This is a genomic window from Streptomyces nanhaiensis (assembly GCF_046614825.1).
Lineage (GTDB): Bacteria > Actinomycetota > Actinomycetes > Streptomycetales > Streptomycetaceae > Streptomyces > Streptomyces radiopugnans.
Genome location: NZ_JBKJFM010000147.1, coordinates 1 through 15,205 on the forward strand (window position 1 = coordinate 1; position 15,205 = coordinate 15,205).

Here is a 15,205-nt window from a genome sequence, read left to right on the forward strand (position 1 = left end):
GGAGCACGCCGTCGACGGCGACCCCGCCACGGCCTTCCGCGCCGCCGAGGAACCGAGGCCCGGCGCGGAGGGCGGCGAGGGGGACGACGGCAGCGGCGGCAGCGGTGACGAGCTGGTGCTGCGGCTGCCCCGGGCGCGCTCCCTGGCGGCCGTCACCGTCCAGTCCGAGCCGGGCGCGGACACCCGCGCCGCCGTCGAGGCGCACGTGCCGGGCGAGGGCTGGAGGCGGCTCGGCACGCTCTCCGACCGGGGCTGGACGGAGGTGGAGACCGGCGGCCTGCGGGCGGACGCCGTACGGCTGGCCTGGCAGGACGGCTCGAAGGCGCCGGTGATCCACGAGCTGACGCCCTGGTACTCGGACTCGCCCGGCGCCGGGCTGGAGCTCTCCCGCGAGGAGGCCAACGCCGTCATCGGCGGCGAGCCCGCCGCCGTCGGGGCCCGGCTGACCGGCCACCGGCCCACCGACGTGCGCGGCCGGCTGACCGTGCGGGCGCCGCAGGGGTTCACGGTGCGGGCCCCGCGCCGGGTCACGCTCCAGCGCGGTGTGACGGCGACCCCGGAGATCGAGATCAGCGCCGGGAAGGACGTGCGGCCGGGCACGTACCGGATCCCGGTCACCCTCGCCGCCGGGGGCGAGAGCCTGCGGCGGACGCTGACGGTGCGCGCCTATCCGCCCACCGGCGGGCCGGACCTGGCCCGGGGCGCGCGGACGGCCTCCTCGGCCGACGAGACCGAGGACTTCCCCGCCTCGGCGGCCACCGACGGCGATCCGGAGACCCGCTGGTCCTCCCCGCCGGAGGACGGCCAGTGGCTGCGGGTGGAGCTGGACCGCCCGGCCCGGATCGGCGAGGTGCGGCTGCACTGGCAGGACGCGTACGCCTCCCGCTACCGCGTCCAGGTCTCCGCCGACGGCAGGGAGTGGAGCACGGCCGCGACCGTCCGCGACGGGCGGGGCGGCCGGGAGACGGTGCGGATGGACGCGCCCGCCGGCACCCGCTACGTGCGGGTGGTGGCCGACGAGCGGGCGACCCGCTTCGGTGTCTCGCTGTGGTCGGTGGAGGCCTACGCCGTGCGGGAGCCGGAGGAGGGGGAACGGGACTAGGAGCCGGGCGGGACCAGGGCCGGGAGGGGCGGGCGCACCGGATACGGGGCCGTCACCGGCCCCGTACGGAGGAAGCCGGGCCTCAGGCGGGTGTAGTCGTTCTGCCTTCGATCCGGGCGAGGGCGTCGTCCGCGCCGTAGGGGCGCAGATACGGCAGCCAGCGCGGGTCCCGGTGCCCCGTGCCGATGATCCGCCAGGCCAGACCGCTCGGCGGGGCCGGCTGGTGGCGCAGCCGCCAGCCCAGCTCCGAGACGTGGCGGTCGGCCTTGACGTGGTTGCAGCGGCGGCAGGCCGCCACGACGTTCTCCCAGGAGTGCTGCCCGCCGCGGCTGCGCGGGACGACGTGGTCGACGCTGGTCGCGACGCCGCCGCAGTACGCGCACCTGCCGCCGTCACGGGCGAACAGGGCGCGGCGGGTGAGCGGCACCGTGCCCCGGAAGGGCACACGCACGAAGCGTTTGAGACGGACGACGCTGGGGGCGGGTATGGCCTGGGTCGCGCTGTGCATGAGGGCGCCGGAGTCCTCCAGGCTGATCGCCTTGCCGTTGAGGACGAGGATGAGCGCGCGGCGGAGCGGTACGACGCCGAGCGGCTCGTACGACGCGTTGAGGACCAGGACGTGCGGCACGGTGCCTCCTTGTACGTCGGCGGCGCGTGGCTCGCGCCGGGACGATCTCCCCCAGTGTGTCCCGCGCCCCGGTGGCGGCGCCACCACGATCGCGTAACGCGCTGAGCGTGTTTTCGACCACACGCTGTTCCTCCCCCGCCTGGTGCCGCCGCTACCCCGGGTGATGCGGCCTGTTCGACGGGGTGTCCCCCGTTAGTGTGTTGTGGGTGGATTCCGTAGACGAGGCGCACGAGACCGCCACGAACGCCGCCGGCTGGATAGAGGAGAACTGGGGGACCTGGCTCGCCATCGGCCTGCGCATCGCCCTGATCCTGGTCATCGCCGTCGTACTGCGCTCGGTGGTCAGACGGGCCATCACACGGCTGATCGCCCGGATGAACCGCAACGCCGAGGCCGAGGCCAGCGGCAACGCGCTGCGCGGTCTGCTGGTCAACGCCGAGCGGCGGCGCCAGCGCACGGAGGCCATCGGCTCGGTGCTGCGCAGCGTCACCACATTCGTGATCATGGGGACGGCGCTGCTGATCGTGCTGTCCACACTCGGCATCGACCTGGCCCCGCTGCTGGCCAGCGCCGGTGTGGCGGGCGTGGCGATCGGCTTCGGCGCCCGCAACCTGGTCACGGACGTGCTGAGCGGGATGTTCGTGCTGCTGGAGGACCAGTACGGGGTCGGCGACCGCATCGACGCCGGCGAGGCCACCGGCACCGTCCTGGAGATCGGGCTGCGGGTGACCAAGCTGCGCGGCGACGACGGCGAGATCTGGTACGTGCGCAACGGCGAGATCAAGCGGGTCGGCAACCTGAGCCAGGGCTGGGCGACGGCCGCCCTGGACGTGGAGGTCCGCTCCGAGGAGGACGTGGAGGAGGTCCGCTCGGCGATCGCCTCGGCCGGCGAGGAGATGTCGACCTCCGCGCCGTGGGACGAGGTCCTGTGGGCGCCGGTGGAGGTGCTGGGCCTGAACTCGGTGACGCTGGACACCATGGTCGTCCGCGTCTCGGCCAAGACGATGCCGGGCAAGGCGCTGCCGGTGGAGCGCGAGCTGCGCTGGCGGATCAAGCGGGCGCTGGACGCGCGGGGCATCCCGATGGTGGACGAGGAGTCGCTGGCGGCCCTGCGGAGGCTGGAGGGGGAGCCGGGCACGCCGGGGCACGGGCGGACCCGGCTGGAGAAGGGACCCGCGAAGGGGTTGGAGAAGGGGCCGGGGGCGGTGAAGGACGCGGTGGACCCGGCCAAGGACGCCCTGAAGGATCCGGCCAGGGGTTTGGTGAAGGAGCCGGGGGGCCTCGGGCGGGCCGGGGGTGCCGGCGGACCCCGGCCGTAGGGCACGGTCGCGGAGCGCGGCGGGCGGTCGCGGAGCGCGGCGGGCGGTCGCGAACGGCCCGGGAGCCCGCCTCCGGCCCACGTCCGTTGACGTGGGCCGGAGGCGGGCCCTAGTGTCCCGGCGACAGGACAGGAAACCTTCCTTACAGTCCATGGAAGGGCGGGGCCCATGGCCGGGACCACTCCGGGGACGCCCCGGGTGCTGCGCGCGATGAACGACCGCGCCGCCCTCGAACTGCTGCTCGCGCACGGCTCGCTCTCGCGCAGCCGCATCGGCAGGCTGACCGGGCTGTCCAAACCGACCGCCTCCCAGCTCCTGGCCCGTCTGGAGGCCGCGGGCCTGGTCCGGGTCACCGGCGCCAGCCGGGGCCGCCCGGGGCCGAACGCCCAGCTCTACTCGCTCGATCCGGCCGCGGCGCACGTGGCCGGGCTCGACGTCACCGCCACCCGGATCCGCGCCGCGGTCGCCGACATCACCGGCCGCACCGTCGGCTCCTTCGAGCTGCCCGCGCCGGGGCGCTCCGGGGCTCCGGGACCGTCAGAGGCGTCCGGACGGCAGAGCACCGAGCCGGTCGTACGGCAGGTCGTGGCCGCCGTGGACGGGGCCGCCGAGGCGGCCGGGCTCACCCGGTCCGCGCTGCACCGCGTCGTCATCGGCACTCCCGGCGCCTTCGACCCGCGCACCGGACGGCTGCGCTACGCCTCCCACCTGCCCGGCTGGCACTCCCCCGGCCTGCTGGAGGAGCTGGCCGCCGCGCTGCCGATGCCGCTGGAGTACGACAACGACGTCAACCTCGCCGCCGTCGCCGAGCAGCGCCTGGGCGCCGCCCGGGGGCACGACGACTTCGTCCTGCTCTGGAACGAGCAGGGCCTGGGCGCCGCGCTGGTGCTGGGCGGGCGGCTGCACCGCGGCTGGACCGGCGGCGCGGGCGAGGTCGGCTTCCTGCCCGTCCCCGGCGCCCCGCTGGTCCGGCAGGTGGCCCGTGCCAACAGGGGCGGGTTCCAGGAACTGGCCGGCGCGCAGGCACTGCTGCGGACGGCGCGCGAGCTGGGCGTCGAGCCCCCCTCCGGCCGGGACGGCGATGCGGCGGCGGAGCTGCTCGCCCGCGCGGTGGAGCGGGCCGGCGCGGGGACCGGACAGGACGGCGGCGGACAGGACGGCGGCGGCCCGTACGGCGAGCTGCTGCGGCGTACCGCCACCGGGCTCGCGACCGGGCTGGCCGCGCTGGTCGCCGTCCTGGACCCGGAGCTGATCGTGCTGTCCGGCGGCGTGCTCGCCGCGGGCGGCGAGGCGCTGCGCGCGCTGGTCCAGCGGGAGCTGGCCGAACTGGCGGCTCCCAGGCCGCGGTTGGTCCTCGGGGCCGTCACCGGGGACCCCGTGCTGAACGGCGCGCTGGAGAGCGCCCTGGCCACCACCCGCGACGAGGTGTTCGACACCTCCCGCTGACACCCCGCAGAACCGGCACCCCCGCGCCCCGTACCCGACACCCCGCTCCCGAGGCCCCAGGAGGCAGTCCCGTGAAACTCGCAGTGGTGGGCGGCGGATCCACCTACACCCCCGAACTCGTCGACGGCTTCGCCCGGTTGCGAGACGCCCTCCCGGTCACCGAGCTGGTCCTGGCCGACCCCGCCGCGGACCGGCTGGAACTGGTGGGCGGCCTCGCCCGCCGTATGCTCGCCCGCGCCGGCCACCCGGCCGCCGTCACCACCACCGGCGACCTGGACGCGGCCGTCGCGGACGCCGACGCCGTGCTGCTCCAGCTGCGCGTGGGCGGCCAGGCGGCCCGCGAACGGGACGAGACGTGGCCGCTGGAGTGCGGCTGCGTCGGGCAGGAGACCACGGGAGCGGGCGGACTGGCCAAGGCGCTGCGCACCGTCCCGGTCGTCCTGGACATCGCCGAGCGGGTGCGCCGAGCCAACCCCGCCGCGTGGATCATCGACTTCACCAACCCGGTCGGCATCGTCACCCGTGCGCTGCTGAACGAGGGCCACCGGGCGGTGGGCCTGTGCAACGTGGCGATCGGGCTCCAGCGTAAGTTCGCCGCGCTGCTGGAGGTGGAGCCGGGGGAGGTCCACCTCGACCACGTCGGGCTCAACCACCTCACCTGGGAGCTCGGGGTGCGCCTGGGCGGGCCGCGGGGGCGGGACGTGCTGCCCGGGCTGCTGGCCCGGCACGGCGCGGCGATCGCCGCCGACCTGCGGCTGCCCGAGCCCCTCCTGCACCGGCTGGGCGCCGTGCCCTCGTACTACCTGCGCTACTTCTACACCCACGACGAGGTCGTGGCCGAGATGCGCGAACGGCCCCCGCGGGCCGCGGAGGTCGCCGCGATGGAGCGCGGGCTGCTGGAGATGTACGCCGACCCGGCGCTGGACACCAAGCCCGAGCTGCTGGCCAAGCGCGGCGGCGCCTACTACTCCGAGGCGGCCGTCGCCCTGGCCGCGGCCCTGCTCGGCGGCGGCACGGGCGGCGCGGGCGGTACGGACGGCACTGGCGGCGCGGGCGGGGGCGCGCAGGTGGTGAACGTCCGCAACGACGGCACCCTGCACTTCCTCCCCGACGACGCGGTGGTCGAGGTCCCGGCCGCGGTCTCCCCGGCGGGCGCGGAGCCGCTGCCCGTACCGCCGCTGGACCCGCTCCACACCGGCCTGATCTCGGCCGTGACGGCGTACGAGCACCTGGCGCTGGACGCAGCCCTGCGCGGCGGCCGGGACCGGGTGTTCGCCGCGCTGCTGGCCCACCCCCTGATCGGCCGGTACGCCCTCGCCGAGGAGCTGACGGACCGTCTGCTCGCGCACAACCGGGAGTACCTCGCATGGGCCTGACCCCCGCCGCCGTGCTGGCCGTCGACGCGGGCAACAGCAAGACCGACGTGGCGCTGGTCTCGGCGGACGGGACGGTGCTGGGCTCGGCGCGCGGCGGCGGCTTCCGGCCTCCGGCGGTCGGGGCCGGGGCGGCCGTCGCGTCGCTGGCGCGGACGGTGGCCCGGGCGGCGCGGAACGCGGGCCTGGACGCGCGGCCGGGAATCCCCCTGGCCGAGCATGTGTCGGCCTGTCTGGCCAACGCCGACCTGCCGCGTGAGGAACGGGAGTTGGCGGAGCGGATCGGCGCCCTCGGCTGGGGGCGCGCCACCCGCGTGGCCAACGACACCTTCGCGCTCCTGCGCGCGGGCCTGCCCGACGGCGGGCCACCCCGGCACGGGGTCGCCGTCGTGTGCGGTGCGGGCGTGAACTGCGCCGGCGTCGCCGCCGACGGCCGCGTCCACCGCTTCCCCGCCGTCGGCCGCCTCTCCGGGGACTGGGGCGGCGGCGGAGGGCTGGCGGAGGAGGCCCTGTGGCACGCCGCCCGTGCCGAGGACGGCCGGGGCGGGGACACCGAGCTGGCCCGGGCGCTGCCCGCGCACTTCGGGCTGCCCAGCATGTACGCGCTGATCGAGGCGTTCCACCTGGGCGATCTGCCGGGCGGGCGCAGGCACGAGCTGGTACCCGTCCTCTTCGCGGTGGCCGCCGGGGGCGACGCCGTGGCCCGCTCCCTGGTCCACCGGCAGGCCGAGGAGATCGCGGTGATGGCCGCGGTGGCGCTGGAACGGCTGGACCTGCTGGGGACCCCGGCGCCGGTGGTGCTGGGCGGCGGTGTCGCGGCCGCCCGGCATCCGCTCCTGCACGACCGTCTGCTGGCCCTGCTGGCCGAACGCGCCCCGCTGGCCGGCGTCCACGTGGTCACCGCTCCCCCGGTCCTCGGCGCCGCCCTGCTGGCCCTGGACCGGCTGGGGACCGGCCCCGCCCCGTACGCCCGGCTGCGCGCCCACTACGGCGGCCACGCCCCGCGCGCCTGAGACGCGCCGGGTGCACGCACGCCGTGGATCGCGCGCCGGAGACCGCGCGTCCGGCAGAGATCGCGATCCGAACGAGATCCCGCCGGAACGGTGCCGTAACGGCTCTCGGCCGTCATACTGCTGACCGGGCTCCTCGGCCCCCGACGCACGGGGGCGCGGGCCCTGTTCGCCGGCGGCCGAGGGGGGGTCCCGAACATTGGCACACCCGCCGGCCGTCCCTCCCCGCAGTCCCCTGCCGCCCGCCCCGTCCGTGTTCGCGCCCGGGTCCTCGCGCCCTGCCGTCCGGACCGCGCGGCGTCGCGACGGGCCCCGGGGGACGGAAACGGGGGCGGGAGGGGACGGGGCTCCGGTGATCCGCGTCAACAAGACGCCGGAGGAGTATCGCCTCAGTGGGCTGGGCAGTCCGCGGATGGCCGTACACGGGCGGTGTCCGGCCGACAAGATGGGAGCAGAGGATCCGGCGCTCCCGGCCCCGGCCCACCGGGACCGAGCGGACGCCGGGCGCGAGCACGGACGCGAACACGGACGCGAAGACGACACGAGCGGCGAGGTGACCGATGGGGGACGACGGGGCTGCCGAACCGGGCGGACCGGTGATGGCCCGGGAGGAGGTGGACCGTGCCCTGGCGCGGTTCGGCGCGGAGCACGAGGCGGTGGAGACCTCCCTGTACGCGCTCCAGGACCACGCGGGGCGAAGGCTGCTGGAGGGCGCCGAACTGACCGGGGCTACCAAGGAGCGGTGGGCCAGGACCGAGGAGGCCGTCTCGCTGCTGTGGACCTACTTCGACGCCTTCACGGCGGCGCTGGACTCCGCGCGCGAACTGCGCGGCAGGAGCCGCTGGCCGGCGCCGGAGGACCTCGCCGAACTGACCGCGCGACTGCGCGGCCCGGTGGTCTCCGTCCCCTCCGCCGACGGCTCCGGTTCCGGTTCCGGTTCCGGTTCCGTCGAGCGGATCACCCTGGCCGAGCTGGTGGCCCGGATGAACGGCTGGTACGCCCGGGCCCTCGACACCGTCGCCGCCGCCGACTCCGTGTGGTCGGCGCTGCCCGCCCGGATAGACATGCTCTCCGCCGAGCTCCAGCGCATCCGCTCCCTGGCGCACTCCGTGGGCGTGCGCCCTGGGGAGCACCCGGCGGGCGACGACCTGGAACGCGCCACCGCGGAGCTGACCGCGCTGCGTGCCGAGGTGGTCGCCGACCCGCTGGCCTTCTGGGTGCCGGCGGGCGGGAGTTCGGCCCCCGGCGGCGGGCGCCCCGACACCGTCCGGTACGACCGCGCGGCCCGCGCGCTGGAGGACGTCCGGCGCGAGATCGACGCCGTGCTCCAGGTGCGGCAGGACGCCGAGCAGCGGCTGATGCGGCTGCGCGACGTGCTGTCGCGGGCCGACCGCACCCTGGCCGAGGCCCGGACGGCGCGCGGCGAGGTGCTGGCGAAGATCGCGGCGGTGGAGGTGCCCGCGGTGAGCGGGCCGCCCACCGCCCTGTACGAGCAGCTCGCGACGGCCGCAGAGCACCGGCGGCACGCCCGCTGGCACCGGCTGTCGCCGCTGCTGGAGAGTCTGGAGGAGCGCGCCGACGAGGAGCTGGAGCGGGCCCGCGCCTCGCTGACCGCCGTGACCGCGCCGCTGGCGGTGCGGGCGGAGCTGCGCGGCCGGCTGGACGCCTACCGCGCGCGGGTGGCGCGGCGCGGGATGGCGGACGATCCGCTGCTGGCGGAGCGGTACGACGCCGCCCGGCGGCTGCTGTGGAGCGCCCCGTGCGACCTGCGGGCGGCCGAGCAGGCGGTGCTGCGCTACCGGGAGGCGGCGCTGGAGGTACTGGTGCCGCCCTGCGGACCGGCGGACGGCGGACCGGTCGGTGGCGAACCGGCGTGTGGAGAAGGGGAGTTGCGGTGAACCGCGGGCCTTCCGGCCTGCGGCGCACCGGCCGGCGCGGCTGCGGAGGGCGGGTTTGGACGTGCTGCGCCGGGAACGCTTGACCACCGGGACACCCGGCGGTGTGCCGGGGACCGGGTACGCGCCCGGTCCCCGGAAGCGGCCGGGCGCCGATGGCGCAGGAGCCGTGCCCCGCGCTCCGCGGCACCTCCGGTGTCACCACGGCGTCCTCCCACCGCTTCCGGAACACCGCGACGACCCCGATCCCGACCCCGACCCGGAGCCATGGACGAGACGACACGCATCACGCTCCGCCCTCCCGGCGGCCTCGACGAACGGCAGGCCGGGCGGGCCGGATCCGCCCGCAGGTCCCCCGGCTCCGAGACCGTCCACCGCCCGGAGGCCGAACGCGCCGCCGGGACCGGCCGCGAACCGCGCTGAAGACGGTTCGCCCATCCCCGTCCTGCCCGCAGAAGTCCGACTCCCTCCCGCGAACGGGAGGCGTCCCCACCCCGGCCCGGAGGCCGGGACGTCATTGAAGGAACCCGTTGACCATGCCGCAGCCCGACCGCCCCTCCCTCTGCCCCCGGTGCCAGGAGCCGCTGGAGGACGGTGATCTCCACCGCGGCGCGTGCGGCCCCGATCCGGCGGCCGGAACGGGCGGCCGGCAGCCCTCGGCCCCGTCCCCCGTCCCGCCGCCCCCGGCAGCACCGCCCGTGCCGCCGGCACCGCCCGTGCCACCCGTGCCACCCGTGCCGCCGGCGGTCCCGCCCGCCGTACCGGACCCGGTGCGGGGCGCCGTGCAGAACGGGTCGGACTTCCTCCTGCCGCCCCCCGCCCCGCAGGTGCCGCCGCCTCCGTCGGTGCCGCCCGCGCCCGCCGCCGCGTGGGCCGGGGAAGCGGGGCAGACCGGGGAAGCGGGGCAGACCGGCCCGTCGGCGCCGGACCCGCGTGAGAGCCCGCTCCCGGCCGGCGGCGGGGATGAGCGGTGCGTCGCCTGCGGCACGGGCGCCGTCGACGCCGAGAGCCGCTGCGAGCACTGCGGCCACGCCCAGCCGCGCGAACGCGACCACATGGAGGAGGAGACGGAGGGGGTGGCGGCGGTCAGCGACCGGGGGCTGCGCCACCACCGCAACGAGGACTCCTTCGCCGTCTCGGCCTCCGCCCTGCCGGACGGCTCCCCGGCCGTGATCGCCGTCGTCTGCGACGGGGTGTCGTCGGCGACCCGCCCTGACGAGGCGTCCGCCGCCGCGGCCGAGGCCGCGTGCGCGTCGATGCGGCTGTCCCTGCCGCGCGGCGCCGACCCCCGGCAGGCGATGCACGACGCCCTGGTGGCCGCCTCCGAGGCCGTCAACGCCCTGGCCCCGGAGCCACGCGACCCGGTGGAGAACGCCCCGGCCTGCACCATCGTCGGCGCGGTGGTCGCCGCGGACCTCCTCACCGTCGGCTGGATCGGCGACAGCCGCGCCTACTGGGTCCCCGAGGACCGCTCCACCGCGCCCGCCCGCCTCACCGAGGACGACTCCTGGGCCGCCCAGATGGTGGCGGCGGGCCTGATGGAGGAGGCCGAGGCGTACGCGGACGCCCGGGCGCACGCCATCACCGGGTGGCTGGGCGCGGACGCCTACGAGATCGACCCGCACACCGCCTCGTTCGCCCCGGACCGGCCGGGCGTGGTGGTGGTGTGCACCGACGGGCTGTGGAACTACGCCGAGTCCGCCGAGGAGATGGCCGCGGTCGTCCCGGCCGACGCCCGCACCCACCCGATGCGCTCCGCCCGTCATCTGGTGGGGCACGCGCTGGACGGCGGCGGACACGACAACGTGACGGTGGCGGTGCTCCCGTTCCCCGCGCCGTCCGGCTCCGGCCGGGCCGTGACCGGCTGACGCCCGCCGCCCGTCCGGAGCCTGGACCGCGTATTCGCCGGATCGGGCGTACCGCGCCCCGCCGCGGGCGGCAACCGGAACGGGTGCCTCTCGGCCGACGGCCGGTGCCGCCGGAAGGGGCGGCCGCAGGCGGCGCCGGAGGTGACGCAGATCACCGGGCCGCCCCTCCGCTCCGGCCGGCGCACCGTCCCGCGGCACCCGGCGGCAGCGGCGCGGGGGGCGGTCCGCCGGCCGCGCCCGGCCGGTTCCGCCTCCGCCGCCAGGCGGCCGGAGCGCAGGTCACAGGGGTCGCGGCCGGGCAAGAACGGGGCCGGGCGCGCCGAAGGACGCGTAGGCGGAGCCCTTCGCGCCTCCCTCCGGCGCGCCCCCGCGCCATCCTCCTTCCCGGACCGCTCCGGGCGGTGGACGGATGCGCCGGCGGGCGGTCGCGTGCCGGAAGCGGTGGAGAAGGCAGTGGGCGTGACCGGCCCCGCGCCCGGTACTGTTCCGCTGACGGCGGTGGTCCTTCGAGGCCGACCGGACCACCGGACGCGCGGCCCGGAAGCCGGGGTGCGCGGAGAAGCGAACGACCGAGCGACGCGACACGGAGCCGCACGGAGGGGGAAGGACCGACATGCCGACTTGCCCGAACGGCCATCAGTCGGCGGCCGACGACTGGTGCGAGGTGTGCGGCCACCGCATGGCCTCCGCTCCGGGTGTGCCCGCCGGCGCCGTCCCGCCGCCCCCGATGCCCGGCCGGGGCGGCTACGGCTACCCCGGTCCCGGGGGCGACCCCGCGGCGCGGGGCGAGCTGTGCCCCCAGTGCCGCACCCCCCGTGAGGGACAGTCCCCGGTCTGCGAGGAGTGCCGGTACAGCTTTCTCACGCACTCCCCCGCCGCCTACAGCCCGCCGCCCCCGCCCGCCCCGCCGTCGCAGATGCCCGGCGGCGGCATGAACGGGCTGAACCTGCCGCCCGGCTTCCAGGCGCAGGGCCCGCCCGGTCCGCCGCCTCCACCCGCCCCGCCGCAACAGCAGCCTCCGCAGCACCAGCAGCCCATGGCCCCTCCCCAGCACCAGGGGCCGCCTCCGCACGCCCAGCCGCAGCACGGGCAGCCCCAGCACGGACAGCCCGACTACGGACAGCCCGACTACGGCCGGTCCGACTACGGTCAGCAGCCCGGCTACGGCTACCCCCAGCAGCCTCCGGCTCCCCAGCCCCCGCAACCGCCCCAGCAGCCGCAGGGAGGCGGCGGTGACGACTGGACGCTCCCGCCGCCCTCGCACGGCGGACAGCAGCAGCCCGCCCAGCACGGGCAGCCCCCGCACACCCAGCCGCAGCACGGGCAGCCCCAGCACGGACAGCCCGACTACGGACAGCCCGGCTACGGCTACCCCCAGCAGCCTCCGCAGCAGCAGTCCCACCAGGCCCACCAGCCTCCGCAGCAGCAGGGGCCGCCGCCCCAGCAGCAGCCCGCGAGCTGGGCGGTGACGGTCGGGCCCGACCACGAGTACTTCACCGCGATGATGCGGCGCAGCGGCCCCGAGGCGGCCGGGCTCAACATGCCCGCCTACACCGCCGAGCAGCACGTCCAGCTCAGCGGCCCCCAGGTCACCATCGGCCGCCGCCGCCACTCCACCGGCGAGTCGCCCGACATCGACCTGGGCCGCTCTCCGGAGGACCCGGGGGTCTCGCACCAGCACGCGGTGCTGGTGCAGCAGCCCGACGGGAGCTGGTCCGTGGTCGACCAGGACTCCACCAACGGCACCACCATCAACGGCGCCGAGGACCCGATCCAGCCGTTCGTCCCCGTCCCGCTCCAGGAGGGCGACCGGGTGCACGTCGGCGCGTGGACCACGATCACACTCCGCCGGGGCTGACCCCCGGCGTCCCCGTCTCCCGTACCCGGCACCCGTCCCCGTTCCGGGCTCCACCACCGGAGCCCGGAACGGGCCCTCGTCCGCGGGCGGGAGGCGACCGGGACCGCAGCGGATACCGGAAGGTGATGTTCCGGCACTAGCCTCCGCCTCATGACCACTGCCGCGATCACAGTCGAGGGACTGCGCAAGCGGTACGGGGACGTACAGGCCGTCGACGGGGTGTCCCTCACCGTCGAACGCGGCGAGTTCTACGGCATCCTCGGACCGAACGGCGCGGGCAAGACCACCACCCTGGAGATAACCGAGGGCCTGCGCAGACCGGACGAGGGGACGGTCCGGCTGCTCGGCGAGTCCCCCTTCCCCCGCAACCCGGGGCTGCTGCGCCGCATGGGCGTCCAGCTCCAGGCCTCGGCGTTCTTCGAGAAGCTGACCGCCCGCGAGCAGATCCGCACCTTCGCCTCTCTTTACGGCGTCTCCGCCGAGCGCGCCGACGCGATGCTGGAGACCGTCGGCCTGACCGAGAAGGCCGGCACCCGTGAGAACAAGCTCTCCGGAGGCCAGGCCCAGCGGCTGTCCATAGCCTGCGCGCTGGTCCACGACCCGGAACTGGTGTTCCTGGACGAGCCGACCACCGGCCTCGACCCGCAGGCCCGCCGCAACCTGTGGGACCTGCTGCGCGCCATCAACGACGAGGGCCGCACCGTGGTGCTCACCACGCACTACATGGACGAGGCCGAGACGCTGTGCGACCGGGTCGCGGTGATGGACCACGGCCGTGTGCTGCGCGTGGGTGCCCCCTCCGAGCTGATCGGGGAACTGGGCGCCGCCTCCCTGGAGGACGTCTTCCTCCAGCTGACCGGACGGGAGTACCGCCAGTGAGCGCCAAGGCCTTCACCAGCCTGTCCGGGGCCATGGCCCTCGGCCTGCTGAGGGACCGCACGGCCGCCTTCTTCATGCTGGTCTTCCCGCTGATGTTCCTGGTGCTGTTCGGCGCGCTGTTCAAGAACGACGCGACGGCACGGGCGGAGATCGTCCAGGTCGGCCGGGTCGAGGTCTTCGACTCCCTGCCGCGCGACGCGCGCGAGGGGCTGGCGGAGGTCCTGGAGATCAGGCGGTCCGACGACCGGGACGAGGCGCTGGAGAAGGTCCGCGCGGGCGACGTGGACGCCGTCGTCTGGCAGGAGGGCGACGAGGTGCGGCTGCGCTACTCGGCCGCCGACCAGGTCCGGGCGGGCAACGCGCGGGCACTGGTCGACTCGGTCGTCCAGCAGGCCAACATCGCCGCGACCGGGCAGCCGCCCGCCTACGCGCTGACCACCCGCCAGGTGGAGGACGAGTCGCTGAAGGCGATCCAGTTCCTCACTCCGGGCCTGCTCGGCTGGGCGGTGGCGATGGGCGCGGTCTTCGGATCCGCGTTCACCCTGGTCAACTGGCGCAAGAAGCGCATCCTGCGGCGGCTGTGGCTGGCCCCGGTGAGCGCGGGCACGGTCATCGCGGCCCGCGTCGGGGTGAGCGTGGCGCTGGCCCTCGTCCAGACCGCGGTCTTCCTCGGCGTCGCCTCCCTCCCGTACTACGGCCTGGAGCTGAGCGGCGACTGGTGGCTGGCCGTGCCGCTGGTGGTGTGCGGCACACTGGCCTTCATGTCCATCGGGCTGGTCGTCGGCGCCTGGGCGAAGACGGAGGAGGCGGCGAACGGGGCGGCCCAGGTCGTCATCCTGCCGATGGCCTTCCTCTCCGGCGCCTTCTTCCCGCTGGAGATGGCGCCGCCCTGGATCCAGACGGTCTCCGGCGTCTTCCCGCTGACGTATCTGAACGAGGCGATGCAGGACGTCGTCTCCCGCGGCCAGTCCTGGGGCGCGGCACTGCCCGTGATGGGCGGGCTGCTGCTGTTCGCGGCGGTCCTGACGGCCGTGGCCGCCCGGCTGTTCCGCTGGGACGACGCCTGAGGAGGCCCACCGCCCCCCGGGGTCCGGCCGGAACCCGGAAGTCCCGCGCCGGGCATCTGCGACCATGGGGGGCGTGATGGAGATTCCGCGTGGCGACGTGCAGACGCAGACCTTCTTCGAGCAGGTCGGGGGCGAGGAGACGTTCCGGCGGCTGGTGCGCCGGTTCTACGAGGGTGTCGCCGGGGACCCGCTGCTGCGGCCGATGTACCCGGAGGAGGACCTCGGTCCGGCCGAGGAGCGGCTGGCGCTGTTCCTGATGCAGTACTGGGGCGGGCCCCGGACGTACAGCGAGCAGCGCGGACACCCCCGGCTGCGCATGCGGCACGTGCCCTTCAGGGTCGACCGCGCCGCCCACGACGCCTGGCTGCGGCACATGCGCGACGCCGTGGACGAACTCGGCCTGGCCCCCGAGCAGGAGCGGCAGCTGTGGGACTACCTGGTCTACGCGGCCGCCTCGATGGTCAACACCCCGGACTGACCCCTTCGCACCGCGCACACCCACACACCCGCACACACATCCGCACGCACCGGAGCCCCGGCCCCTTTACCGGGCCGGGGCTCCGCCGGTGCCGTCCACGGACGGCGTACTCACAGCGGGGTGACGCTCAGCCCCTGCCCGCCCCTTCCGGCGCCGCGCACGGCGACGGAGCCGTACGGGGTGCGCAGCCGCAGCCAGGAGCCGGCGGCCAGCACGGCCACCGTGCCGGCGCCGTCCCGCCCGCCCACCACGGGCGGCGGCCCCTGCGGGCCGGCCGCCAGG

Annotated in this window: 13 protein-coding genes; 12 read left to right on the forward strand and 1 reads right to left on the reverse strand. The window is 76.2% G+C overall.

Annotated features, from left to right (window positions below; translation table 11 throughout):
• A partial coding sequence (locus tag ACLIYP_RS24675; protein WP_412715310.1) for a discoidin domain-containing protein occupies positions 1-1,102 on the forward strand: 1,102 nt, incomplete at its 5' end.
• Positions 1,103-1,184: 82 nt separating this feature from the next.
• Here ACLIYP_RS24675 and ACLIYP_RS24680 read toward each other — a convergent pair.
• Positions 1,185-1,730, reverse strand: a complete 546-nt coding sequence (locus tag ACLIYP_RS24680; protein WP_093654387.1) for an HNH endonuclease — start codon at positions 1,728-1,730, stop codon at positions 1,185-1,187.
• A gap of 182 nt (positions 1,731-1,912) precedes the next feature.
• On the opposite strand from ACLIYP_RS24680, the gene ACLIYP_RS24685 reads away from it, so the two are divergent.
• From ACLIYP_RS24685 to ACLIYP_RS24735, 11 genes are all read left to right on the forward strand, one after another.
• Positions 1,913-3,049: a mechanosensitive ion channel family protein gene (locus ACLIYP_RS24685; protein ID WP_412715311.1), complete on the forward strand. Its 1,137-nt coding sequence runs from the start codon at positions 1,913-1,915 to the stop codon at positions 3,047-3,049.
• 168 nt (positions 3,050-3,217) lie between these two features.
• Positions 3,218-4,495: an ROK family transcriptional regulator gene (locus tag ACLIYP_RS24690; RefSeq protein WP_412715312.1), complete on the forward strand. Its 1,278-nt coding sequence runs from the start codon at positions 3,218-3,220 to the stop codon at positions 4,493-4,495.
• Positions 4,496-4,566: 71 nt separating this feature from the next.
• Positions 4,567-5,871 (forward strand): family 4 glycosyl hydrolase, encoded by a 1,305-nt coding sequence (locus tag ACLIYP_RS24695; RefSeq protein ID WP_412715313.1) that lies wholly within the window; start codon positions 4,567-4,569, stop codon positions 5,869-5,871.
• Positions 5,862-6,881, forward strand: coding sequence for an N-acetylglucosamine kinase (locus ACLIYP_RS24700; RefSeq protein WP_412715314.1), 1,020 nt, complete (start codon positions 5,862-5,864; stop codon positions 6,879-6,881). Before ACLIYP_RS24695 ends, ACLIYP_RS24700 begins: the two co-directional genes overlap by 10 nt.
• Before the next feature lie 557 nt (positions 6,882-7,438).
• Complete coding sequence (locus ACLIYP_RS24705) at positions 7,439-8,776, forward strand: hypothetical protein (protein ID WP_412715315.1); 1,338 nt, start codon at positions 7,439-7,441, stop codon at positions 8,774-8,776.
• Positions 8,777-9,040: 264 nt separating this feature from the next.
• Positions 9,041-9,196: a hypothetical protein gene (locus ACLIYP_RS24710; protein ID WP_412715316.1), complete on the forward strand. Its 156-nt coding sequence runs from the start codon at positions 9,041-9,043 to the stop codon at positions 9,194-9,196.
• 113 nt (positions 9,197-9,309) lie between these two features.
• Positions 9,310-10,641 (forward strand): PP2C family protein-serine/threonine phosphatase, encoded by a 1,332-nt coding sequence (locus tag ACLIYP_RS24715; RefSeq protein ID WP_412715317.1) that lies wholly within the window; start codon positions 9,310-9,312, stop codon positions 10,639-10,641.
• A gap of 613 nt (positions 10,642-11,254) precedes the next feature.
• Positions 11,255-12,499: an FHA domain-containing protein gene (locus ACLIYP_RS24720; protein ID WP_412715318.1), complete on the forward strand. Its 1,245-nt coding sequence runs from the start codon at positions 11,255-11,257 to the stop codon at positions 12,497-12,499.
• Positions 12,500-12,649: 150 nt separating this feature from the next.
• Complete coding sequence (locus tag ACLIYP_RS24725) at positions 12,650-13,378, forward strand: ABC transporter ATP-binding protein (protein ID WP_412715319.1); 729 nt, start codon at positions 12,650-12,652, stop codon at positions 13,376-13,378.
• A complete protein-coding gene (locus ACLIYP_RS24730; RefSeq protein ID WP_412715320.1) occupies positions 13,375-14,445 on the forward strand; it encodes an ABC transporter permease in 1,071 nt (356 codons plus the stop codon). The genes ACLIYP_RS24725 and ACLIYP_RS24730 overlap by 4 nt, the downstream gene beginning before the upstream one ends.
• A gap of 73 nt (positions 14,446-14,518) precedes the next feature.
• Entirely contained in the window at positions 14,519-14,923 is a 405-nt protein-coding gene (locus ACLIYP_RS24735; RefSeq protein ID WP_093655645.1) for a globin, read from the forward strand.
• The last annotated feature ends 282 nt before the right edge of the window (positions 14,924-15,205 follow it).

What these genes read in the sequence shown, in the direction of transcription:
- ACLIYP_RS24690 (WP_412715312.1), top strand. Translation starts at nt 3,218, where the DNA reads ATGGCCGGGACCACTCCGGGGACGCCCCGGGTGCTGCGCGCGATGAAC.
- ACLIYP_RS24700 (WP_412715314.1), top strand. Translation starts at nt 5,862, where the DNA reads ATGGGCCTGACCCCCGCCGCCGTGCTGGCCGTCGACGCGGGCAACAGC.
- ACLIYP_RS24705 (WP_412715315.1), top strand. Translation starts at nt 7,439, where the DNA reads ATGGGGGACGACGGGGCTGCCGAACCGGGCGGACCGGTGATGGCCCGG.
- ACLIYP_RS24710 (WP_412715316.1), top strand. Translation starts at nt 9,041, where the DNA reads ATGGACGAGACGACACGCATCACGCTCCGCCCTCCCGGCGGCCTCGAC.
- ACLIYP_RS24715 (WP_412715317.1), top strand. Translation starts at nt 9,310, where the DNA reads ATGCCGCAGCCCGACCGCCCCTCCCTCTGCCCCCGGTGCCAGGAGCCG.
- ACLIYP_RS24720 (WP_412715318.1), top strand. Translation starts at nt 11,255, where the DNA reads ATGCCGACTTGCCCGAACGGCCATCAGTCGGCGGCCGACGACTGGTGC.
- ACLIYP_RS24725 (WP_412715319.1), top strand. Translation starts at nt 12,650, where the DNA reads ATGACCACTGCCGCGATCACAGTCGAGGGACTGCGCAAGCGGTACGGG.